Source organism: Halobacteriovorax sp. DPLXC-1, from assembly GCF_036903125.1.
GTDB lineage: Bacteria > Bdellovibrionota > Bacteriovoracia > Bacteriovoracales > Bacteriovoracaceae > Halobacteriovorax_A > Halobacteriovorax_A vibrionivorans.
This window is the reverse complement of the sequence record NZ_JAYMCO010000001.1, coordinates 1,470,197-1,493,298: the sequence shown is the minus strand read 5'-3', so window position 1 is coordinate 1,493,298 and position 23,102 is coordinate 1,470,197. Positions and strand designations below refer to the sequence as shown.

Below are 23,102 nucleotides of genomic sequence, written 5' to 3'. Positions count from 1 at the left end.
GACATATGGAAAATAATACTAGCCGAATAAATGTCCAAACGACTTTACCGATTGACTATATTGAGATGGGAAATAAGAACGCCGAGCAAACTCTACTTGTCTTGCATGGTTTTGCCCAAAATGCTGAGCAAATAAAAGAGACATTAGTTGATAAATTAGCAGATGAAGTTAAAGATAAGTTTCGAATCCTTATCCCTAATGGCATCCTTCCCATTCCAAAGATAAGACCAAAAGTTATTCATTATCGTTATAGTTGGTACTTCTTTGATCATAGTAAGGGTAGTTATCATATTGATATGCAGGCACCAATTATGGCCTTAGAAAACTTTCTAAATACATTAAATGTGCCTATGAATACAGTGAGTTTGATTGGTTATTCTCAAGGTGGGTATCTTGCTCCGATTATGGCCTCGTCGATAAGCGGGATTAAGTCATCTATTGCCATTAACTCAAATACTAGGGTTGATAAATTAGGGCAAAATAAAGACTTCACTCACCTTTCAGTTCACAATGAGGGAGACCCTGTTGTTGAGTATGAGAACTCTTATAAAAGTTTTGAAAAACTGAAGACAATCATTTCAAATGCACAATATAAGAGTTTTAAAATTAACTCTCACGAGCTGCAAGAAGAAAATATTGAATACCTATCAAGTTACCTCTTAGAAATCTAAGAGTAGCTTTAAGAATTCTTTTCTAGCATTCACATCAACGGCCCTTTCAGTATTAAAATGAACGTGGCCTGGGCCTTTATGAAATTGAACAGACCACATGGCCTCAGAAGAATATGGCAGAATGCTATAGCGAGAATCTACTATAGTGTTATTCTTTCCCCAATGTAGGTAGCCACTAGTAAAGTGCTTAAAGCGTTCATAATCATAAGAGAACTTTTTTGAATCATAATGCTTGAGTAAGTTTTCAATCTCATCCTCTTTTACAATCTTTGCGCTCTCATATTTTGGATAAAGTTTAATCTCGCCAAAAGGAATACTTTTTACAGCATAGAATTTCGCTTGAGACTGATCTAGAACAATAGATCTCCATACGACATTATTAAAGATTGTTGGTTTAACCATAAAGCGTGTTGTTTCATTATTAATTAGCGATTTACTAATCAAAAACTCAGTCACCCTCTGCTTTTGGTAAAGGCCTAGACTCATAAACAAACAAAGATAAGTAATGGCCGCTATATTAAATCGTATATCTTTAAGCCTAATAGCGACTAAGACAAGAATCACAAGCGGTATTGTGCAAAGAGGATCAATGACTGCAACACCATTTAGAGCAACACGCATATCACTGAGTGGCCAAAAAAGCTGTGTCCCGTAATTAGTAAAAGCATCAAGAGTTCCATGAGTGGCATAACCTAGAAAAGTATAGAGATAACTTCTTTTAATTGGCACTCTAAATAATCGCAAGAATAAACTGACGACAAGAGCACCTATGGGAATAAAGAAAATGGAATGAGTAAAATGGCGATGAAATTGTACATGGAAAAGAGGATCACTAGCTGAGCGAATTAATACATCTAAGTCCGGAGCTAATCCCCCCAGAGCACCCCACAACGCAATGGCCTTAAAGCTTGGGCCAGACTCCTTTTCAGTCGTCTTAGTTTTCTTTTTACGTATGCTTCCAAGAGCTGCCATTGTTCCCACAACGGCTTGAGAAACTGGATCCACCTATAAACCTCATATTTTTAAATTCACTCGCTTATGATACCATATTCCCATGGATTTTCTAAAAGAGCTTACAGGTTCACATTCAATAAAAAATATCTGTGTCTTAAGTGGTGCAGGTATCTCAAAAGAGTCAGGTCTTAAGACTTTTCGTGATCAGAATGGCCTTTGGGAAAATCATGATATTTATGAAGTGGCCTCCCCCTTGGCCTTTAAAAACAATCCCACTTTAGTTTATGAATTCTACAATCAAAGAAGACGTCAGCTTTTAAGCGATGAGGTAACTCCCAATGCTGCCCATATAAAACTTGGTGAACTTGAAGCAAGTGGTGAGTATACAGTTAATATCATTACGCAAAATGTGGACAACCTCCATGAATCTGGTGGCTCAAAGAACGTCTATCATATGCACGGAGAACTTCTAAAGGCCCGCTGTATAAAAACGGGTCGTGTCTATCAATGGCTTGACGATTTAACTGGCGAAAGTCGCTGTGAGTGTTGTCATACAAAGGGCAATCTTAGGCCAGATATTGTCTGGTTTGGAGAAGTCCCCCATCATCTCGATGAAATCCAACAGATTTTACTTGATTGTGACTTATTTATCTCTATTGGAACGTCAGGTTTAGTCTATCCAGCGGCCAACTTTGTAACTATGGCCAAAAGCGCTGGTGCATATTGTCTTGAAATTAATCCCCATCCAACTAATAACGCTCAATTATTTGACTACACAATAGATAAGACTGCGACAGAGGGCGTCATAAAAATAGTTGAGAACTTATTACATATCTCTTAAATTAACTTTTATTTTCGTTATGCGTTCGTTATAAGTGGCCAATTACATTGGAGAGGTCATGAAGAAAATAATAGCAATATTAATGCTAGCTACTAGTTTTTTTGCAAATGCGCAGACGCTACGTGAGCAATGTGAAAATGCATATTATGCAACAGGTTACGTAAAGTTACATCAATATAAGATTGTCGTTAATTGGGCAAGAATCTCAGACCACGCACTTGTGGAACTTGAAAATATCTTATACTCAGATAATTTTAAAGTTTTAAAAGAAAAAGAATTACCAAATTACAAAACATTATATGTATTAAAAGAATCTAATGGGGAAGATGCCTATTACTACGAAGCGGCACTAGCAAAGCTAGAGTCTCTAACTGGGAATAAAGCATCTTGTGTGTATGATCTATAAGGGGAAAAATATGAAAGGATTATTAGTAGCAGCTACTTTAGTATTATCAGTAAATGTTTCAGCAAGCGTTTTAAAAGTTTGTGCAAAACAAGCAAATGAAGTTTGTAAAGAAATAACAAATAAAGATGATTTCATGGCATGTCATAATGCAATCATGGACTCATGTTTAAACGGGCCATACTATGCATCAGGAAATAAGTCGATGCCATGGTGTTACGATGAGTGTGCACTTGTTGCTGACGAAGCTCAAAGAAATCTTTGTTACGAAACTTGTAACGAAAAATAATTTTAAAAATTTAAAGATTATATTTGAACAAAGAGAAGGGCATCATTGATGCCCTTTTTTATTTAGAACTTTAATTATTAGTATATATTAAACTACGGACAAACCCCACCTTGAACCTTATTTAACAACTTTAAATCAACTTCTCTTGGTTTAAAGTAATCATTATTCACTATAACTTTATCTAAGGAGACATTATTATTTTGGAGAATACTGCAACTATCATTTGTACTATCTTTAACAAAATATAACTCTATACTATTAAATACATTATTCCCTAAATTTAATTTAATATCTTTCTTTTTAAATAAATATTTAAAACGTGGATTATTATCTCCAATAACACAGTACAGTTTTCGAAGATAGACAACGCTCTGATCACTACTTATGACATACCTCCCATCCATATTTAATAAGTGACCATCAGTACCATTTCCATTATCAAAACCAAAATGACAATTTTCAGAGATTAACATATCATCATAATAGATCCGTATTTTCCCAAAGAGGTTATATTTATATTTTTCAATCCTCTCTTTTATTTGAAGTTTATCATAAGTTTTTAAAACACCATTTCTTTTATAAAAACCAACCATGTTTTTTTGAAACTCAGAAAGTGAACATGATGTTAATACAAGCAGAGAAGTTATAATCACCAACCATTTTACCATATATATGATCCCCCTTCCGATGATCTTAATTTCTTATCGTCACATCCATATTCATTGATTAAAGAAACAGTAGTAAATAGAATGTCGTCGAAAATTCCAACATATACTTAATTAGCTCTGTTTATGTATTTAGTCTTTCACACCCAGCAATGCTTTATTGTTTTATCAAATCTTTGAAAAAGAAAAACAATATAATTTCGGGGATTAATAATAGTACAAGAAGTACTAACAGACACTCTCCGGCTTCTTTGTTAAACTGATTGTATACAAGAATTAAAAAGGTCAAGAAGAACAAGTTTCCGAAGACTCGTCTTTTGAAATTTTCAAATTTAAAGTATAATATAAATTCTTTCTGATACTTTTTTCCTAGACGATCAAAAAAGTTTTTGCCATCGCTCTCCCTTGTTGACGAAAGAATATGCACAAAATCTAAAACTAGCCTTATAACAATTAAAGTACAAAAAAGAAAAGTAAAAAACTTAAGCTGAGGAGTCATTCCTAAATCTAAAAACAATGTAACAACAATCAAGCCTATATAAACAATATAGTTGAAAAAATGTTTAAATAAAAAAAACTTTGAACTATTATTCATACACTTTCTATCTATTTTACTTGTTCCTCTACCGTTACACCACAAAACATGGAAAAATCTTATAGAATAATTGTTCCAGTTGCTTTTTCGTTGTATTATTTAACAACTAAGACTTTACTCAACGTTAAATAAATCTAACGACTTTAATTTAACAAGAAATTTCTCAGCCTCAGGAAGACGTGGCTCCTTGTCCTTAATAATAAAGTTATTAAAATCATTTGTTACCACTGTTATTTCAAAAAACTTAAAACGTTCAATATTCTTATAATCAATGTATACTTTTTTAATCATATCAAATGGAACTCTTCTCTCTTTTTTTAAGAATGGAATAAATTTCCAATTTGACGTAGGGATACATAGAACTCGCTCCATTTTAAATGCAATAATTCTATTTCCAATTTCAGTATTATTTCTAAAGAAGTTGGTAGCGGTCATTATAAAAATAATGAAAACTGAAAATATAAGCACACCCATGAAGAAGTTATAAGACATCTCAATATACTCCTCTCTTAAACGAAGAGAATAATCACTATATACTAAAGAAAAGAAGATTAAAGATAGTATAAAAAAATATATGAAGTTGTTAATCCTTGAAAATTTTCTGACATACAAAACATCTGAATAATTCATGCTAATGATATCCTTTAATCTAAGGCATATTAAATTGTTCTAGCAAAACATAATACGCAGTACATATAAAAATCATACAAAAAAGATCATGTTCCAGGTGCTTTTTCGTTGACACCGCGTAACTGATTTAAAATCGTATTAGCTATTAATCGACAATATAGTGAAGAAAGTTGAACAAAATCATCAACTTGAGATATACATAAGGTTTATAAGATAAGTGTAAGATTTCACAGTAGAAATTAATTATAACTAAAACAGAGAGATTTGATTTGAATTCGAGTTTTGCACAGGAACAATCTCTTCCCATAAGCTATCCTACTTAGTATATCTTGGATGAATTATCTCTGGTTCGATTGTTCTATTTCGCAAGTCCTTTCCATAACGAAAATCTGGCCTTAATAATCCTTGAGATATACTTTTATCCTCATCAATATTGAAGCTATTGTTTAACCATTCTAAAACTTCATTTGCTCGATACAAATCAAATACGAATAAATCAATCAGCTCCGAAGCAATAACAGGAACTTCATGACCAAATAATGAACAAAACGAATACGGGTACATTTGAACTTCTGCTACAAGGCTAGCCTTAACAGGATTTCGTAGGATATATTTATAAGTATTGGCCCTATAGCTTGCATTAGTTAACAAAGAGGATTTATAACGGCCGCCATAAATTGAATTTAAAACACCGGCCTTTTTTTGAACTTCTAAAGTTGAGGTCTTCATTATCCAATACATCACTTCATCTATATTTGCCATTGGAGTCTCAAGCATTAGATGAAAGTGATTATTCATAAGTGTAAAAGCGTATATTTTTACATTATAATCCCTAACTACTTTTTCTAAAGTACTTAAATATATCTCCCACATTTCCTTAATAGGTAAAGGGAACCAAGTTTTATTATGTGACCTTGCAACAACATGATATGGATATTTATTCGATCTTAGCGTCTTTCTTCGTCCCATTACTACCTCTCAATCCTAAGTAATGAAGCAAAAAGGTTTTAAGATCAAGGAAACGTAAGCACCTAATATACTTAACGAAATTCTGTCTACGAGATAAATATTTAATAAACTATTCCAAAAATCTAGAAACGCCCAGCACAAAGAAAAAGCACCTGGAACCTTTATTACTTAAGTCTTATTTCTTCCACAGAGTCTCCACTTCCTCCTGTACTAAGATTAAGAGTTAAAGCAGAACTGCCAAGGGAAAATAAAGAGAATATCAGAAAGCATAGAGACTTCACTTATCATCCACCATTTATCTCATTAATTATTTTATTAGCTATTTCTTTGTGAACTTTATTAGTCGCTGAATTTAGACCATCAAGAAAAGGCATTGCCGGTAGTAGAAAAAGTTGTCTGACCTCAGAAAAGCTGTGACTTATAGAAAACTCTCTACTTCCTTTGCTAAATTTTCCTTTAACAAGGTAGTTTTTAGTATTCCAGTATGGCAGAAGTCCCAAAGTAATAATATTAACTGTCTGCCAAGCTTTTTTCCCAAAACTTTGGTTGTGATTGATTTCAATATTTAGGTTCAAATAGTTACTACTTTTAAAATCACTATTGTTAGTGACAAAAATAACCTTTTTAAAACCATTATTTTTCAAGTTAACTATTAACTCACACAAGAACCTAAAAGCATAAGAGGTGTCTAATCGAGCTTCCTCTTGCATTAGTTTTCCAGATGCAGAAAGATCACAACCATTTACACTATTAATTTGATCCACTAATAATTTAGGGAATTTAACAAGCTTCTTCTTACTATCTATTGAGTAAAGCGTAACTTTTAATTCTAACTTCTCATCTGTAGGCTTAATAAGCTTTTTTGAAGAAGTATCGACAAAACTTGCACAGCCAAATAGAAAAATTAGCATCGTTAGGTATATCATTTTCATTGAAGTTCCTCCGCATCAAACTCTTCGGCTATTTTCGATATAACTGTTGGCACTAGTGAACCTGAAGCTAAAAACGAGTACGATTCTGCTTTAATAAATGCTCCGAAACTTCCACCCGGTGCCGGCCCTCCATTCATATAAGAGTAACCACCATCTCCTGTTCCAGAGTTACAGCTAAAAAGTAAAAAAGAACAAAAAACTAAAACTATGAATGAACTCTTCATTTATCCCTCATCAAATATTTATATTTAATTGAGTATCGGGTAGAGTTAACTTTTCTGAAAAAGAAAACTAATATTTCTTTGAAATAGGAAATAAATTCAAAGACTTATACGTCAAAGTTAAAGAAAATGCACAACTACGACATAAGAGAGTAGTACTATAAAAAGCTAGGCGAGCAGTTTCTAAAGATATCCTTTAGAAAATGTATCTTTTGACTTAAATTTTTAACTTTCGAAATTCAAGAAGTACAAAATATTGGCGAATATTCTCATATTATTTAAAGTTGAATTTATAAAAAGGGCATCACTAAGATGCCCTTCTTTATTAGAAAATTTATTTTTCAACAATGGCAACGACTCCCATCCCACCTGCTGTACAGATTGAGATGAGTCCTCTTCCACCGCCTTTTTCATTAAGCATTTTAGCAAGGCCTGCCACAATTCTTGCGCCAGTAGCACCAAATGGATGTCCAAGAGCAAGAGATCCACCTTTAACATTTAGCTTCGAGCGATCAATTGATCCAAGTGCCCCATCAAGCCCTAGTTTTGTTTTACAGAATTCTTCATCTTCCCAAGCTTTTAAAGTACAAAGAACTTGAGCAGCAAAGGCCTCATGGATTTCATAGAAATCAAAATCTTGAAGAGTAAGGCCTGCTCTTTTTAAAAGTTTAGGAACGGCATAAACAGGGGCCATAAGAAGCCCTTCTTCTTCAATAAAATCAACTGCAGCAGACTGGCAAGTTGTAAAGTAAGCTTGAATCTCTAGATTATTTTCTTTTGCATATTCTTCACTACATAAGAAAACGGCAGATGCTCCGTCAGTAAGAGGAGTTGAATTTGCAGCAGTTAATGTCGCCTTATCGGACTTCTCAAAGGCCGTTCTCAAACTTCCCATTTTCTCAACTGTCGTATCCGCTCTTAAGATCCCATCCTTTTCTAATCCCTTAAATGGAACAACGAGATCACTATAGAAGCCTTCGTTATATGCACGATCTGCATTTTGATGAGACTCCCATGCTAATTGATCTTGCTCACTTCTTGGAATCTGCCAACGTTGCGCCATAAGTTCACAACTTTGTCCCATCGAAAGACCTGTACGAGGCTCTTTTACAGCAGGAAATGAAGGCTTTAAGTCCGCTGGACGAATACTCAATAAAGCCTTAATACGATCACCTGTTGAACGAGCATAATTTGCTTTACTCATAGCATCTGAGAAATTCTTAGAGAACTCAACTGGAATATCACTATTTGTATCAACACCACCTGCAATACCGCATTCAATTTGTCCTGTAGCAATTTTCATGGCGATAATATTAGAGGCCTCAAGAGAGAGGCCACAAGCTTTTTGAATATCTGTTGCAGGAGTATGAAATGAAAGCCCTGCTTCAATTGTACATTCACGGGCCAAAGAAAAGTCATAAGCATGTTTACTAACAGCTCCAAGAACAACTTCACCAACTTCTTTTCCCTTTAAATTCATTTTATCAACAAGACCTTTAAGGGCCGCTGTCATTAGTTCCTTATTAGAAACTCCTTGATACTTTGTTCCAGAGCGAGCGAATGGAATTCTCGAACCTGTAACGATACATACTTTTCTTTGATTCATAACTTTCCCTTTATATTATGATGTTAATTAGGATTAATAAGGCTTTTTAATTCGAAAACTATCTTACGATAACTACTTAAATGAAAAAAGTCATCGAGCTCTAATAATATCGAGTTAAGCTTTAGTTTTTCACGATTCTCAAGACACTTAAGAATTTCAACGACATACTTCTCAATAACAATAAAACAAATTGCTAAAGGAGAAAGATTGGATGTGTAGACATCAGGGAATCCAATTCCATTTAATGCCCCATGATGTTGGCGTACAATAACATCAATACCACTAGGAATCCCTGAGATTTCCTGTAGAAGTGTTGTACACATATTTGCATGCTCTAATACAAGCTTCTTTTGATTTGCTGTAATATCGGCCAAGGCCAAGTCTTCAGAGTCGTGAATCTTTAGTAACTCCTCATCTCTTAAAACAATGTCGTGAAAGAAACAGATATAACATACCTTATCCATAGTTTGCTTTAATTGGTCTCCACGCCCCCAGCCGAGATTTGGAATAATCTGATAAAAGAATAAACTTATAAGATAATTTCTTTTAAAGGCATAAGATGTTTCATTTTCAAGTAATCCTCTTAAAAGTGGCATTAACTTTTTAGAGCCAGCAATAGTCTTTTGCATGGCCACAATTGAAGTCTTAGCAAGTTTAACAGTCTGAGGAGTTATTCCCATATCATTTAATAAATTCTGAGAGATCTCATAAGTATCAGAACTTGTTTCTAATACCTTACTTCCCTGCTTAAAAGCTTTAACGACTTTACTTAATGATTGAGATAAAATTTGTCCCATTAATTTTTCAAAGTCTTCCTTTTGAACATAGAAATGAGTTAGATTATTATCTTCATAACGACGAACGATATCCTTATCTAGAACATCATCAGCATAAATACGCTTAACGTAGTGATCCTCACCTGTTTTAGTCATTTTAATATAAATATCACAACAAGGATTTGATAATTGATAGAAGTTGGATATCTCAACCTGGATATAATCAGGCATTTTAAGATGCCTTAACTCTTCTTCAGTTACACCAAGGCTCTTGATTAACTGAAGACTCACGTCTCTTAATGAAAAGCGTGAAGGTAGACTGACATAATTTCCATAGTCAACTTCCACTTCACCTAAGATAATGATTGGCTTTTTAATTGAATGATCGATAGAGAAGTTAATTAAGTTTCGGCCAGAAGTAACATTGAAGCCTTCCTTATCAGTATACTTATTTTCACAAAGAATACCGTCAAAAGTAGATAATTCTTTTGGTGATTTAATCTCTTCAAAATGTCTAATCGACTCAACTTCAAATGAGTATTCATTTGAGAGATATTCTCGCAAGCTAGATTGAACACCTTGATCTGAGTGTATAATAAGTATTCTTCTCATTAGAACGATCTTTTTCTAAATAAATAATTAAATAAAAATCCCCATGCACTTAAAGTTGCAACTAAATGAATTAGACCAAATATTATACTCTTAACTTTTTCACCATCAAGCTCGGCCCCAAATGAAAGCATATCAGAAATAGCAGAAACTTCACCAATACGTGGTAAGATTCCATAAAAGATACTTCCAAATATAGATGATATATTAAAGCCTGTGATAACAGGGTTTCCACTGCTAATATATGCATAAGTTCCGATTGAAGCCAGAACATAAAATAAAGTTAATAATAAAGTCCCAATTTTATTAAAGTATAAACTTAAAAAACAGCTTACAAACATAATGATTATAATCTGTATAAAATGGGGAATAAGTGAAGCAATCATACTTATGACTGGTAAGTCCATTCCCTTAGGAAGTAGATTATTTACACTTAAAATAATCATACCAATAACAAGAATTATCACAAGATAAAGAAAGCTTAAGATCCCTCCACCAAGCATACGGTTTAAAACATATGAAGAACGTTTAATTGGTAATGCTAAGATCTGAGAAATAACTCCACTCTCTAAGTCACTTTTAAAGATATTTGCAGCGATAAGGGCCGCCACAAGTTTTGCACTTAAGCTAATGACCCAAATAACAACTGTCATACTAGCATTTGCTAGATATGTACTAAAGCCAGACTCTTCTATTTCAATTTGTAATGTATTGGTTAAAACGCCACCTAAGTACATAACTACAAATGTTAGAACAAATAAAAAGATAACTGACTTATTTCTTATTTCTTTTTCTACTGTATTTTTAATTAATGTAAAATTTATTAAATTAAGCATGTTCACTTCCACTATCATTTTTAACTAAATCATAGAAACGCTCTTCTAATGAGATATCCCCTCTTACTTCATTTAGAGGACCTTGAGCTTTGACTTGACCGTTATTTAGAATAATTACCTTTGTTGCAAACTTCTCGACCTCAGAAAGAATATGAGAGTTGATTAAAATCGTCTTTCCTTGTTGTGATAATTCAAGGCAGATATCTTTTACATCTTTAATTCCAATTGGATCTAGGCCAGAGAAAGGCTCATCTAAAATGATAAGCTCCTTATTGGCAACGACAGCAATACAAAGACCAACTCTTTGCATTTGTCCCTTAGAAAGTTCTTTTAATTTCTTCTTTTCAAACTTATCAATCGATAACTTCTTTAAGGCCTCATCAATTCTTCCATTTACTTGAGACTTTTCCACACCGTGAAATTCTGCAAAGAACTTAAGTGTTTCTTTTACTGTGAAATAATCATAAAAATTAAACTTCTCTGGAAGATAAACGAGACTTTCTCTCGAGCGTGGATCCTTAGAAGACTTTCCAAATATTGTAATCTCACCTGAATCAGCGCTTATTAAATCCAACATACATTTTACAAATGTCGTTTTCCCTGCTCCGTTTGGCCCTAGCAATGCCACAACATCGCCATTTTCAACACTTAAAGAAAAATCACTTAAGGCCAATTGGTCACGATATCTCTTCGATACACCTCGTACATCAATAACACTCATAGATAACCTTTATTTTAGAACTGTTTTAGAATTAATACTTCTTGGACGTTTGTCCTCATCAATAGCAACATATGTGAAAACACCACTTGTTACTTTAACTCGTTCTGTTTCAAATTTACGAACAACCCAAGCCTCAACCTTTACAGACAAAGAAGTATTTCCCTCTTTGACAGTAGAGCAATAACAACAAAGAATATCCCCAACACCAACAGGCTGAATAAACTTCATGGCCTCAATTGCGATTGTGGCAGTTCGTCCGTTACATCTTTTTCCTGAATAGATTGCACCTGCAATATCCATTTGAGAAAGAACCCAACCTCCAAAAATATCACCATTGTGATTAGTATCACATGGCATTGTTAGAGTTCTTACTGAAAGCTCACCTTCAGGTTGAATATTTTCTTGCTCGCTTTGAGCTTCACTATTTTTTCCCACCATTTATATCCTTTTAAAATTCGATATAATTATAATAACATATACTTATCATCATAATTTAAAAGGTAGCTCAATGCTAGAAAAGAAAGAATTGCAACTCATTGGACAGGCCGTTGTTTTCAGTACTGTTTTTATTGTCATTTTAAACGGAGCATATCTGTCGGATATTTTTGCAAAAGATGGTATCGTCTCAAGGATATTAATCCTATTAGGTGGAGACTTTATTAAAGGCGGCTATATACAGTGGTTAACCTATATGGCATTTATTTGGTCTTATAAAGAGATCAAATCTTTAAAGGCACAAATTAAAGCTGAAAAATCATATTTTAAAGCAAATCTTTTACCGACTAATGAAGGTCACCTTTTAATGGCAAATGAAGTCATTGAAATTGGCCGAAATGTTAAAGAATTTGAAAAGAAATACTCAAAAACTCTACTTACTCAATTAATAAAAAATTCTTGTGCAAAGTTTCGCTCTTCAAAAAGTATTTCAGAAGTCTTAGAAGTTATTAATATTATCACTGATCTTCATCGCGATAATTCTGAAACAGAACAATCAAATATTCGCTATCTACTGTGGGCCATTCCTTCTCTTGGTTTTATTGGAACTGTTCTAGGTATCTCAAGTGCATTGATGATTGCAAATTCAAAAGATATGAATCTCATTACAGCAACACTTGGTGTAGCTTTCGATACAACACTTGTTGCACTAATCTTAAGTATTATTCTCATGTGGTTATTTCATGACCTACAAAAGAAAACAGACAAATTCCATATGAAAACAAAGGAATATGTCATTGAAAACCTTGTTAATAAAATCGAAGTATAAGGAAGTCTATGCGCCGCCAAAGAAAGTCCATCGACGTCTTTAATATTTCATTTCTTGATCTACTTTCTGGTGCCCTCGGCGCTGTCATTATTTTATTTATTGTCGTTCCAAAAAATGAAAAGCCAGTTGCCCAAAAGCCACCACAAAAGCAAGAGGTCTGTGTCGATAACTCACAGGCACTAGATCAATGTCAAAAAATTGTAGCGCAACAACAAGACCTTATAAAAGAGCTAAATCAAAAACTTAAGGAAAGTATAAAACCTAAGAAAGAAGATAGCGTTGAAAAGATCACTAAGAAGCAAGATGATACATCAAATACTAATGATGTAGGATTTAACTTTAAAGGAAAGAATGTTGCCTTTGTCATTGATGTTTCTGGATCAATGGCAACAGATGACCGTATAGGAGAAGTAAAGGCTGGCCTTAAAATGTTAATTGCCTCAATGGGTAAAGACTATAAAGTTGATATCATTTATTATCCAGGACCTAATCGCTCATCATATTATTCTCTTTGGGGTGTTTTACAAAGCCTTCATAATCTAAAAGTAAAAGAAGAAGTATATGGGTTTCTTGCTAGGCTTACTCCAAATGGTACGACACCAACTAGAGCAGCTTTAATGTACACCCTCGATCAATATTCTGATCTAAGTGATATTGTCTTATTAAGTGATGGCTCACCAACAAAGTCAGGAGCAACAGCATCTCCCGATAATATCGATGATATCGTCAAACAGGTCACGACTAAGAACCGTCTTCGCAAGGTTCAGATTAATGCTATCGGAGTAGGGGCCAAAAACTTCAGTAAATCCTCTAACTTATACAAATTCCTAAGAAACTTAACAAAATCCAATAACGGTTTTTTCTATGGCTTCTAAAGTTGGCGAAATTTACGATTTTTCATAACTAGAATTTTTATGGAAAAAATGGGTTAAGACTCTGTAATCATTCAATTAACTTCCCAGTATCTACTGCAACTTACACAAAATTGACATAATATTGTCAATGAACGCTTCCAAGAAACAAACATTTATCAATTACATGGCCCGTGCCTTAACACGTGCCTGTTTCTCAGCATTACTTTTAGGGGCCACGGTCCTTCTAAGTTCATGTGCAGGCCCTATGAATCCATTTGGAAGTGACACTCTATCTCTTATTAATGATCGTGATGATTTTGAGAATTTACAAGCATTTACAAAGATCTTAGATGAGCATATTAACTTTGATAATGTTGGTACAAGTACTATCGGAATCGAATTCTTCCCAAAAAAGCAAAACCGTCATTCCATCTATGACTTATACGTAAAAATAAATTCAACAAGAGGTAAGCTAAATCCAGATAATATCGTTATCTTTTGGAATGGAAAAAATGTTACCTCAAGTTTTAAGCATAATAATAAAGTTATCTTTCAAGATGAAAAGAATATCATCTATAAGATAAATCGATTAAGCCTACCTGCTAGACTTACTACGGACATTAAAGTTGGATATCAATATCGCGGAGAAATTAGATCTCTTTATCGATATGAAGAACCTTCATGTCGTCAAGCATCTAAAGAGAAGATCAAAATATCTTCTACCGATCCTTTTAATGTAAAAGATAGCTTTATTGAATTAGTTGAAAAAGAGGCAAATAAGGAAAAGACAAACCCTTCTATGCTTCTTGGCCTAATTGCACAGGAATCTGGTTTTAATTATCGCTCAGTAAGTTCGGCCAAGGCCATAGGCCTTACACAAGTAACAGATGCAGCAAGCCAACATGTTATTAAAAAGCATGATAAATGGAAGGTTGATAAAAGAATTGAAAAGCTTCCTTATGGTGTTGTTAAGTTCTTAGTTAGAACAGGAAAAATTAATTATAAAAATGACTGGCGTCTTAATAAGAAGAAGTCTGTTATAGGTGGCCTTGAATATATTAATTACCTAAAAAAGTACTGGAGAGGAAATTTTGATCTGATTCAAAAGTCTTATCCAAAAATTAAGACAGTGAGATCATTTGAAAAAAGCCAATTATTCACTGATCTTATACTAGCAAGTTATAACTCAGGCCCATTTCGAGTAAAGTCACAGCTAATAAAACTAAGTACTAATTGGCGTCAATCAGATCGCCTAAAAGAAGCAAAGAATTATATTAATAAAGTAAATAGCTACTGTTATCACTTTAGCCAAAATCAAGAACAAGGAGAAATCCATGAAGATCAAGCCGTTAATCTTTAATGTTTATGCATTTGTATTTTTAGCAATTGCAGTAAGTATACCAGTCCAAGTGATGTTCCTCTATGGGTACAACGCAACAGATATTGGTGCAATCTGGTCCAAGATGACATTCTTTAATTTAATGGTCATGGCATCTTGCTGTATTAATGCATACTTCTCATTCACGGCCCAAAATGATATTAAGTGGAGCTTCCCTCTTTCAATTGGCTTTGTTTGTTTAAATAATTCGATTGTTCTCGTTTATGGAAATGATTTTGAAGCAGCGACAGTTATTTTATCGACATTCGCATATATCTTAATGACTTCATATTTTATTCTAAGTCAGGATACAAATGTAATTAACTCACCAGCTGCTCAGTGGTGGAAGACGGCCCTAAGATATAAGGCACCTCTACCAACAAAAGTATCTTCAACAGATATTCCAATTAACTTAGGTAATACTTTTGATATCTCTAGAACTGGAGCCTATATTTCTTATAATGTTCCAACTCAAAAGGATATTTTCTCATGTGGTGATGTTTTCACTTTTAATATTGGTGACGAGCTAGAACTTAAGGCAAAGGTAGTTAGAAAGTCTATGGCCGTAGGACGTTACCCAGAAGGAATGGGCGTACAATTTATCGACCTTGGCGTTAGTGAGAGAATCCAACTAGAGAAGCTTTTAAACAGTCTTAGAGACAGTGTAGAAGAAGAAAATGAAGAGTACCAACAATTTAATAAAGCTGCTTAAAACACGTTTTTAAGTGGCCTGATAACCAAGCGCTTGATTTCAATAATAACAGGACCTTACGGGGTCCTGTCTTTTTATTTACACGTAAATTCTACAATAACCTATCAAGAATTCATAAATGGCCGTAAAAACATCTCATGCGCAGATTTATAACTCTTATTAGTCTATTTATTCTTTCAACCTCAATACTTGCTGGCGAAATCACACCGCTAGGACCAGAGCGATCTCTTGAATTAAGACAAAAGCTAATCGTCCTAATGAAGAAGAATAAAAAGACTCTTTATTACAAAGAAGCAAGACTACATCTATTTAATGAAATCTATGCTTATTATAAAGAAGGAAGTGAGAATAACTTTATAAGAGATATCTACTGTGAAGTTGAATACCAGAATAATGTTGATATCTTTATGGATAACGATGACCTTCCTGATGGAAATGTTTTAAATACAGAACACACTTGGCCAAAGTCTCGTTTCTTTGATTATGGTCCGCAAGTACCTCATCATCAAAACACTTATGATGAAATGGTATCTGATATGCATCACCTCTATCCTACTGACTCATTAGTAAATCAAAAGCGTGGTGATCACTTCTTTGGAGAAGTCGATCAGGAAAATAAAGGCCAATTATGTGAAGCTTCCAAAATGGGACAAAACTCTAAATACCCTCAAGTACAATTCTTTGAGCCACCTGATGAAGTTAAAGGTGATATTGCAAGAGGCCTCTTCTACTTTGCTGTAATGTATGAGCTTCCAATCGACGATAGAGAAGAAGAATTTCTAAGAGCTTGGGACAAACTTGACCCTGTTTCTTCTTTTGAAAAATTTAGAAATGAAATGGTTGAAAAGTATCAGGGTAACCGTAACCCATTTATCGACTACCCTGAATTAATAAAATTAATTCCTAATCTATAGGCCTAGACTTACTTAGTATCAGCAGTCTTATTCTCTAACAAGCGATCAATAATCTTCTTGAAGTGAGCATAAGGATAAGCACCCTTCACAGGAACTCCGCCAACTACAAATCCTGGTGTTCCACTGAAGCCAAGCTTATTTGCACTTTCAATATCAAAAGCAATCTTATCATCAACCTGCTTTGAATTAGCTAGCTTTTTAATTTCTTTAGTATCAAGTCCCATTTTCTTAACGACTTCTAATAAGTACTTCTCTCCTAGTCGAATCTTTGCTTGATTACGAAGGATTGTTTCATGAAACTTAAATGCTTTTTTTCCATGCTTAATACGAATAGCTTCGTAGTACTGTGCTGCTAATCTTGCTTGAGGATGAATTGAATCGATTGGTAAGTGGCGATAAATAAAGGCCACATCTTTACCATATTCATCCATTAACTGTTTAACAGTTTCAAGGGCCCTAAAACAGAATGGACATTGAAAATCAGAATATTCATAGATCTTAACCTTGGCATTTGGATTTCCTATAATAAGATCATCACTATGAGATTGAACCTGAATTGGATTTTTAAAAGCATCTTCTAGAATCTCTTTTTCTTTACGATTACGATCGGCCAATGCCTGTTGTTTCATTTCAGATGCCATTTGTTGTAATGTTTCCATAAAAACCTGAGGGTTTTTCTTCATAACATCTGTAAGAATTGTCGGATCCTCTTCTAGTGCCTTTCTAATATCTTGCGCGGAGTTCTTATTTGAGCAAGATGCTAAGAACAAGGCAACCAGCACAAGTAGAATTGAAAAGTTAAATGTTTTGTTAGAACTAAGCATTATTTCTCCTAAGTTGTTAACAACCTATCGTACAATTATGCACTAGCTTTATCGAAGCTACGTTAGAGTTATGTCAATTCTTTGAAAAGTTGTGAATACTAAAGGGGGAAGGACTCCCCCTTTCAATTATTTATTGAGCATGTTGCGGTCGAAGCTTATAACCGATACCTCGAACTGTTTCAATTAAGTTTTCATTAAACTTCTGACGAAGCTGAAGAACGTGTGTATCCACAGTACGTGTTGAAGGATAACACTCATAACCCCAAACCTTATTTAAAATCTCATCTCTTGAAAGAGCGCGATTTGGATTTTCGACAAGTAGCTTTAAAAAATCAAACTCCATCTTAGTTAACTCAACGAGACCACCATCCCAAGTTACTTCACGAGTATCATTATCGATCTTAAGTTTACCTAAGGTTAGAATTCCTTTTGTATCAACGGCGTTATTGCCATTATTATTCCCACCTTGTTCACCAATTCTTAGCTGAACACGAATACGAGCAAGAAGTTCTCTTGTCTCAAAAGGCTTTGTCATATAATCATTTGCTCCTGACTCAAGGCCAACAACTTTATCGATAAGATCAGTTTTTGCCGTAAGGATAATCATTGGCGTCGTGTTTCCATTTGAGCGTAACTCTTTTAGAAAATCAATTCCTTGGCCATCAGGTAACATCCAATCCTGAATGATAAGATCGACATCTTTAAGATCAATCTTTCTTGCATTCTCTAAGGTCTGCGCCCAAATTGCATCAAAGCCTTCCATCTTTAGGAAGTCCATAATCCCTTTGCCTAAAGAAACATCATCTTCTACTAGTAATAATTTATCCATTTGGCTTTTTCCTCTTAGGTAGCGTAATAATAAATTTCGTTGGCTTTTTTACCAACTCAATTTTACCGCCCCATTCATCTACGATATTTTTAATAATATTTAATCCTAAACCTGTTCCAGAACTTTTTGATCCTTTAACAAATTCACTTGTTAAGGTCTCTAGATCCTTATTCAACTCTCCGCCATCACCAACTTCAATGACAAAGTTTTTATCTTTCTCAAAAACATTAATATAATGCTTTTCTTCACCGTGGATAAATGAGTTCTCCACTAAGTTTTTTATTAAAATTTGAAACCAATAAAAATCCACAAAGACAGGGCCTTTAAGATCGATATTGATATCAATTTCCTTTAGGTAAGTATCCTTAATAGGAATTATTGTATCATAAATTAAGTCCTCAGGATTTTCGAGTTCTTGATATGTAAACGAGAGCATTCCTCTTGCATTTGCCCCCTGTAAGTAATGTTTCGACTTCTCAGTTAACCTCTGAAGGCGATAAACTTCACCGGAGATTCTTAATAAGTCCTCTTGCTGCTCTTCAGGAAATTTATCAATATCACGATTGAGTTTATCAATAATTAGAAGAAGAGATGCCACTGGCGTTCTAAACTCATGAGTTAAAACCTGCAAGGCCATTTTCTTACGATTCTCTTCTACTTTGTCCCACTTAATCTTGCTAAAGAGTAGCCATAAGATAATAAAGAATATGACGAGAATTCCAATGAAGGAAGTTAAGGTTGAAGTTGAAACAGTTTGCAATAAGTGCTTCGTACTTTGACGCCAACAAATTGGACCTTCAGTATAAACACACCATTTACCAGGTCTTGCTCGAGAGATTTGATACGGAGTCGACTCCAAATAGCGTTCAATAGAGTCCATTGTGTAAAAACGATACTCAAGAACATTGTATTGGCGTGGGTATTTTATTCGAGAAAGTAGATAATTTTTTGCTAAGATCCTAGCTTCCTCATTGATGATATCTCTTAGAGTGTCCTCAGATAAAGAAGCAAGTAGTCCATAAATTCCACCAAGTGGCCCAATCTCACGTTGTAATTGAGAAAGTTCAGAAACGTGGAAGAAAGATAGTCTTCTTCTAACCCAAGATGTGTTTTCTGCTTGTCCTGTTGCTAATTGATATTGAAATAATAAATATGCATAACTAACACCAGAGTCATGTAGAAATGGCGGGGTCTTAACAAACCATCTTGGAATACTTCTAATACGTCCACATCTGATAAGCTCCCACATCCCCTTCTTACGACTTGCTGTTAATTGGGACTGAAGAACCTCAATATTTGAGCATCCTTTTGAACTTGATAAAAGGTCAGAATCAAATTCTTCAATTGCCATTGATGGATTCAATAATTGGAATTGTTCATCAGAATAATATAGAGACGAGAAGTTCACTATTGCATAAGGCGTGATCTGACTTTTCATCTGCTCTTTAATATCGTTTATCTCTTCAATTTGATATTGGCTGGCAAAACGAGGTGCAAAAGTCTTTAAAACAAAACTTCCAGAGAAAAAGGCCACAATTAGGGCCGTGAATATGAGTACAATATATGGTTTCATTAAATCTTTAAAATCCCAGCATTTACATTAGAGGTTGTATCGCTCATAATTGTCCTAGATTAGTCAGAAATTTGTCAATTCTGCCATAACACAAAGCAAAAGGAAATCTCATGCTCATTCTTGGTGTCGACTTAGAAGGAATCAACGAAAATCTTACACAGAAAGGCGTAAACCTCAATGTCGATAGAGTTACTGAAATTGGTGCAGTCCTATGGGATACACGAATCAACTCTCCAGTGAGAATCTTCTCAGAGCTTATTGACGAAAAAGATCGTCTTAAACTTACTCAAGAAGTTATCGAATTAACAGGAATTGATGAGCAATTATTAAAAGACTGGGGACGTCGAGGTGACGAAATTAAGATGGCCCTTGAAAGATTAGCTCTATTAATTAAAAAAGCAGACTATCTTATGGCGCACAACGGTGCAAAATATGACAAGCCAATGTTAACGGCCATGTTTGAAAGATACGAAGTAGATATGCCAAATAAGATTTGGATTGATACCCAAGAAGATATCGAATACCCAAGTAAAATCAGACATAAGTCCATGGCAATGCTTGAGCACTCTCACGGCTTTATTAATCCATTTCCACACCGTGCGGTTACAGATGTTCTAGCAATGCTTAAAATTGCTTCTCACTATGATTATGCAAGAATGACAAAGCTTGCAAGTGCACCAAAAGTTCGCATCGTAGCGGAGCTGAAGGCACCAAATTGGAAGAATAAGCAAGAAGTTGAAAAGTTTAATACTATCAAGCACAAAGTTGCACGTGCTCGCTTTCAATGGGATCCAAATGTAAAAGAATGGTCTAAGATTGTTTCTCAAGTTCATATTGATGAAGGTAAGCTCATGTATGACTTTGACTGGAGACTCTCATAAGATATTCTGATCGAGCGCTACCTGTATATAAGTTTCGCCCAGGAAAGAACCCTCACCCACTCAAAAAAGATGGGCATATGGAATTTACAGGTGAACCAGAAACAAATGCTCTAAAAAGTAGTGCAGACTTTAGAAATAACTCAGATTATCTATACGCTATTGACCTGATTAATCACGGCTACTACTGGGAATGTCACGCGTATCTTGAATCACTTTGGAATGAACATAACCGAACTGATGATTATGCCATCCTCTTTAAGGCCATCATTAAAATTGCGGCAGGCTTACTTAAAAGAGATATGGGCCAAGAAAGCGCTTGCGCCACTCACCTTGAGCGCTGCCTTGAATTATTAGACCAATTAGATTACGAAGAATTTTGCGGCATCGAACTTATGGAATTAAAAGTTCTGGTTTCTCATATGCTCAGCAAACCGCTGGAAAGCAGACCAGATCTCATCATCAAACTTAGGCTTTAGCTGCTTTTTATCAAGAGCTTTTCTCATACAATAGAGCCATTCATCACGCTCAGCAAAACCAATCTTGAATGGGAAATGACGCTTTCTCATACGAGGATGGCCATATTTTTCAATATAAAGACTTGGGCCCCCAAGCCATCCCGATAGGAACATAAATAATTTCTTATTTGCACCCTCAAGGGAAGTAGCGTGAAGCCCTCGACACTTTGATGCTTTTGGGTCAGTATCCATGATTTCATAGAAATCATCCACAAGCTCTTGGACGCCAGCTGCGCCACCTAGTTTTTCATAAGGAGTCATTTTAAATTTACGAATGAGAAATTCTGGTAGTTTAATTTTCATAATAAAAAAGGGAGTCAATTGACTCCCTCTTATATATCACTATTATTCAGATATTTGAATTAATTTTGGATATTGTTAAGTAGACGGTATGCTTCGATACGTCCCGACTTAGCTTTTGTAATAAGAGTAGCATTTGGAACTGCTGTCTTATAAATTCTTTCCTTGATCTCAGAAAATGAAAGTTGATCTTCTTTTGATAATAGAAGTCCAAGAACACCTGAAACCATTGGTGTTGCCATTGAAGTTCCTGACATTTTCTTATAACGCTCACCTGGAACTGTTGAAAGAATATTAGAACCTGGAGCAAATACGTGAACTGTTTCTTGTCCGTAGTTAGAAAATGATGAACGATTACCTTTACCGTCCATTGCACCTACTGAAATTACATTTTCAACTTCATAATTTGCTGGGTACGTTGATCTAACATCATTATCTGAACGAGAGTTTCCTGCAGCAGCAACAAATAGAACACCTTTATCACGTGCATTCTCAATTGACTCTTTTAATGCTTCTGAATATTCTCCTCCACCCCAAGAGTTAGAAAGAATTTTTGCACCATTAGCAACGGCATAATCAATTGAAGAAATTGCATCAATTGTTTCACCTGAACCACTATCACTTAGGAATTTAATCGACATAATTTTTACATTTGCCATTACTCCCATGATCCCAGTTCCATTATGACGAGCACCAATTACACCAGCACAGTGAGTACCGTGAGAGTGGCCATCCATTGGATCTGCATCTTTATTAGCAAAATCATATCCGTAAACGTCATCAACAAATCCGTTTCCATCATCATCAATCCCGTTACCAGCAATCTCGCCTTCATTCTTCCAAGTATTGGCCTTTAAATCAGAGTGAGTGTAATCAACACCTGTATCAATTACCGCTACTACTAAATCACGATTTCCTGTTTCAACATTCCATGCTTGAGTAGCATTAATATCTTCTCCAGCTTTACCTCTTGAAAACCAACCACCACTATTGCGGCCATCATTTAGTAATCCCCATTGCTTAGAGAATTGCTCATCACGATTCTCTGTTAGAGCAGATTCTACTGATTGAGGAGCACTAAAATCATTTAAGTTAATGATCCAGTTCTTTTCAACGTACTCTACTGCAGGATCAGCAACTAACCCTTCAAATTTTTCTTTAACAACAGCAAATGTACCAAAGCTAAGCTTTCTCATTTGAGCGTCAGCATACGTTGTATTAACAAATGATTCGTATCCTGGCTTAAGTTTTACAATGTAACCGTTGAAGTCTTGAGCTGATGCGCTCAGTGCACAAGTTAGTCCAAGTGCTAGAAATAGTTTTTTCATGTTTTTATCCTT

Annotated in this window: 27 protein-coding genes; 11 read left to right on the top strand and 16 right to left on the bottom strand. The window is 34.7% G+C overall.

Going from position 1 to position 23,102, the window contains the following annotated elements:
- Positions 1-5 precede the first annotated feature (5 nt).
- Positions 6-671, top strand: coding sequence for a hypothetical protein (locus tag VCM44_RS07190; protein ID WP_334678407.1), 666 nt, complete (start codon positions 6-8; stop codon positions 669-671).
- On the opposite strand, the gene VCM44_RS07185 is transcribed toward VCM44_RS07190, so the two are convergent.
- The gene (locus VCM44_RS07185) at positions 660-1,676 is read right to left on the bottom strand and encodes a metal-dependent hydrolase (RefSeq protein WP_334678406.1); all 1,017 of its coding nucleotides are present in this window, start codon (positions 1,674-1,676) and stop codon (positions 660-662) included. The two genes, VCM44_RS07190 and VCM44_RS07185, sit on opposite strands and share 12 nt — an antisense overlap.
- A 49-nt stretch (positions 1,677-1,725) precedes the next feature.
- Between VCM44_RS07185 and VCM44_RS07180 the strand changes: the two genes are divergently transcribed.
- From VCM44_RS07180 to VCM44_RS07170, 3 genes are read left to right on the top strand one after another with little or no spacing between them, the layout of a single operon-like run.
- Positions 1,726-2,466, top strand: a complete 741-nt coding sequence (locus VCM44_RS07180) for an NAD-dependent deacylase (protein WP_115363184.1) — start codon at positions 1,726-1,728, stop codon at positions 2,464-2,466.
- A 58-nt stretch (positions 2,467-2,524) separates the two neighbouring features.
- Positions 2,525-2,872, top strand: coding sequence for a hypothetical protein (locus VCM44_RS07175; RefSeq protein WP_115363186.1), 348 nt, complete (start codon positions 2,525-2,527; stop codon positions 2,870-2,872).
- A 10-nt stretch (positions 2,873-2,882) separates the two neighbouring features.
- On the top strand, positions 2,883-3,158 hold the full coding sequence (locus VCM44_RS07170; RefSeq protein WP_115363188.1) for a hypothetical protein: 276 nt from the start codon (positions 2,883-2,885) through the stop codon (positions 3,156-3,158).
- A 92-nt stretch (positions 3,159-3,250) separates the two neighbouring features.
- On the opposite strand, the gene VCM44_RS07165 is transcribed toward VCM44_RS07170, so the two are convergent.
- The 10 genes from VCM44_RS07165 to VCM44_RS07120 all read right to left on the bottom strand — a co-directional run bounded on the left by VCM44_RS07165 (position 3,251) and on the right by VCM44_RS07120 (position 12,156).
- Positions 3,251-3,826: a hypothetical protein gene (locus tag VCM44_RS07165; RefSeq protein ID WP_334678404.1), complete on the bottom strand. Its 576-nt coding sequence runs from the start codon at positions 3,824-3,826 to the stop codon at positions 3,251-3,253.
- A gap of 706 nt (positions 3,827-4,532) precedes the next feature.
- Positions 4,533-4,853 (bottom strand): hypothetical protein, encoded by a 321-nt coding sequence (locus VCM44_RS07160; RefSeq protein ID WP_334678403.1) that lies wholly within the window; start codon positions 4,851-4,853, stop codon positions 4,533-4,535.
- Positions 4,854-5,363: 510 nt separating this feature from the next.
- Positions 5,364-6,017: a transposase gene (locus tag VCM44_RS07155; protein WP_334678402.1), complete on the bottom strand. Its 654-nt coding sequence runs from the start codon at positions 6,015-6,017 to the stop codon at positions 5,364-5,366.
- A gap of 284 nt (positions 6,018-6,301) precedes the next feature.
- Positions 6,302-6,949: a hypothetical protein gene (locus tag VCM44_RS07150; RefSeq protein WP_334678401.1), complete on the bottom strand. Its 648-nt coding sequence runs from the start codon at positions 6,947-6,949 to the stop codon at positions 6,302-6,304.
- Positions 6,946-7,173, bottom strand: a complete 228-nt coding sequence (locus VCM44_RS07145; protein ID WP_334678400.1) for a hypothetical protein — start codon at positions 7,171-7,173, stop codon at positions 6,946-6,948. Before VCM44_RS07145 ends, VCM44_RS07150 begins: the two co-directional genes overlap by 4 nt.
- Before the next feature lie 331 nt (positions 7,174-7,504).
- Complete coding sequence (locus VCM44_RS07140; protein WP_115363190.1) at positions 7,505-8,776, bottom strand: acetyl-CoA C-acetyltransferase; 1,272 nt, start codon at positions 8,774-8,776, stop codon at positions 7,505-7,507.
- Positions 8,777-8,799: 23 nt separating this feature from the next.
- Entirely contained in the window at positions 8,800-10,164 is a 1,365-nt protein-coding gene (locus tag VCM44_RS07135; RefSeq protein ID WP_334678399.1) for a hypothetical protein, read from the bottom strand.
- Complete coding sequence (locus VCM44_RS07130; protein ID WP_158536909.1) at positions 10,164-10,997, bottom strand: ABC transporter permease; 834 nt, start codon at positions 10,995-10,997, stop codon at positions 10,164-10,166. The genes VCM44_RS07135 and VCM44_RS07130 overlap by 1 nt, the downstream gene beginning before the upstream one ends.
- Complete coding sequence (locus VCM44_RS07125; RefSeq protein ID WP_334678398.1) at positions 10,990-11,718, bottom strand: ABC transporter ATP-binding protein; 729 nt, start codon at positions 11,716-11,718, stop codon at positions 10,990-10,992. Before VCM44_RS07125 ends, VCM44_RS07130 begins: the two co-directional genes overlap by 8 nt.
- A gap of 9 nt (positions 11,719-11,727) precedes the next feature.
- Entirely contained in the window at positions 11,728-12,156 is a 429-nt protein-coding gene (locus tag VCM44_RS07120; RefSeq protein WP_120404971.1) for an acyl-CoA thioesterase, read from the bottom strand.
- A 70-nt stretch (positions 12,157-12,226) separates the two neighbouring features.
- Here VCM44_RS07120 and VCM44_RS07115 point away from each other — a divergent pair, with 70 nt between their 5' ends.
- The 5 genes from VCM44_RS07115 to VCM44_RS07095 all read left to right on the top strand — a co-directional run bounded on the left by VCM44_RS07115 (position 12,227) and on the right by VCM44_RS07095 (position 16,840).
- Positions 12,227-12,982, top strand: a complete 756-nt coding sequence (locus VCM44_RS07115) for a MotA/TolQ/ExbB proton channel family protein (protein WP_115363201.1) — start codon at positions 12,227-12,229, stop codon at positions 12,980-12,982.
- Positions 12,983-12,990: 8 nt separating this feature from the next.
- Positions 12,991-13,857 (top strand): vWA domain-containing protein, encoded by an 867-nt coding sequence (locus tag VCM44_RS07110; RefSeq protein WP_120404972.1) that lies wholly within the window; start codon positions 12,991-12,993, stop codon positions 13,855-13,857.
- A 127-nt stretch (positions 13,858-13,984) separates the two neighbouring features.
- Positions 13,985-15,196 carry a lytic transglycosylase domain-containing protein gene (locus VCM44_RS07105; protein WP_133296972.1) on the top strand — a complete coding sequence of 404 codons (1,212 nt, stop codon included), beginning with the start codon at positions 13,985-13,987 and terminating at the stop codon, positions 15,194-15,196.
- Positions 15,171-15,926: a PilZ domain-containing protein gene (locus VCM44_RS07100; protein WP_334678397.1), complete on the top strand. Its 756-nt coding sequence runs from the start codon at positions 15,171-15,173 to the stop codon at positions 15,924-15,926. Before VCM44_RS07105 ends, VCM44_RS07100 begins: the two co-directional genes overlap by 26 nt.
- A gap of 137 nt (positions 15,927-16,063) precedes the next feature.
- A complete protein-coding gene (locus VCM44_RS07095) occupies positions 16,064-16,840 on the top strand; it encodes an endonuclease I family protein (RefSeq protein WP_115363210.1) in 777 nt (258 codons plus the stop codon).
- Positions 16,841-16,848: 8 nt separating this feature from the next.
- On the opposite strand, the gene VCM44_RS07090 is transcribed toward VCM44_RS07095, so the two are convergent.
- The 3 genes from VCM44_RS07090 to VCM44_RS07080 form a co-directional block, all read right to left on the bottom strand.
- A complete protein-coding gene (locus VCM44_RS07090; RefSeq protein WP_334678396.1) occupies positions 16,849-17,664 on the bottom strand; it encodes a DsbA family protein in 816 nt (271 codons plus the stop codon).
- Positions 17,665-17,794: 130 nt separating this feature from the next.
- Positions 17,795-18,493 carry a response regulator transcription factor gene (locus tag VCM44_RS07085; RefSeq protein ID WP_334678395.1) on the bottom strand — a complete coding sequence of 233 codons (699 nt, stop codon included), beginning with the start codon at positions 18,491-18,493 and terminating at the stop codon, positions 17,795-17,797.
- On the bottom strand, positions 18,486-20,066 hold the full coding sequence (locus tag VCM44_RS07080) for a sensor histidine kinase (protein WP_120404976.1): 1,581 nt from the start codon (positions 20,064-20,066) through the stop codon (positions 18,486-18,488). The genes VCM44_RS07085 and VCM44_RS07080 overlap by 8 nt, the downstream gene beginning before the upstream one ends.
- Positions 20,067-20,176: 110 nt before the next feature.
- Between VCM44_RS07080 and VCM44_RS07075 the strand changes: the two genes are divergently transcribed.
- Together VCM44_RS07075 and VCM44_RS07070 are read left to right on the top strand one after the other, a co-directional pair.
- Positions 20,177-20,947, top strand: coding sequence for a 3'-5' exonuclease (locus tag VCM44_RS07075; protein WP_115363218.1), 771 nt, complete (start codon positions 20,177-20,179; stop codon positions 20,945-20,947).
- 77 nt (positions 20,948-21,024) lie between these two features.
- Positions 21,025-21,423, top strand: a complete 399-nt coding sequence (locus VCM44_RS07070; RefSeq protein ID WP_334678394.1) for a DUF309 domain-containing protein — start codon at positions 21,025-21,027, stop codon at positions 21,421-21,423.
- On the opposite strand, the gene VCM44_RS07065 is transcribed toward VCM44_RS07070, so the two are convergent.
- Both VCM44_RS07065 and VCM44_RS07060 read right to left on the bottom strand, forming a co-directional pair.
- Positions 21,346-21,765 (bottom strand): group II truncated hemoglobin, encoded by a 420-nt coding sequence (locus VCM44_RS07065; protein ID WP_334678393.1) that lies wholly within the window; start codon positions 21,763-21,765, stop codon positions 21,346-21,348. The genes VCM44_RS07070 and VCM44_RS07065 overlap by 78 nt on opposite strands.
- A gap of 59 nt (positions 21,766-21,824) precedes the next feature.
- Positions 21,825-23,090, bottom strand: a complete 1,266-nt coding sequence (locus VCM44_RS07060; protein ID WP_115363224.1) for a S8 family peptidase — start codon at positions 23,088-23,090, stop codon at positions 21,825-21,827.
- Positions 23,091-23,102 lie beyond the last annotated feature (12 nt).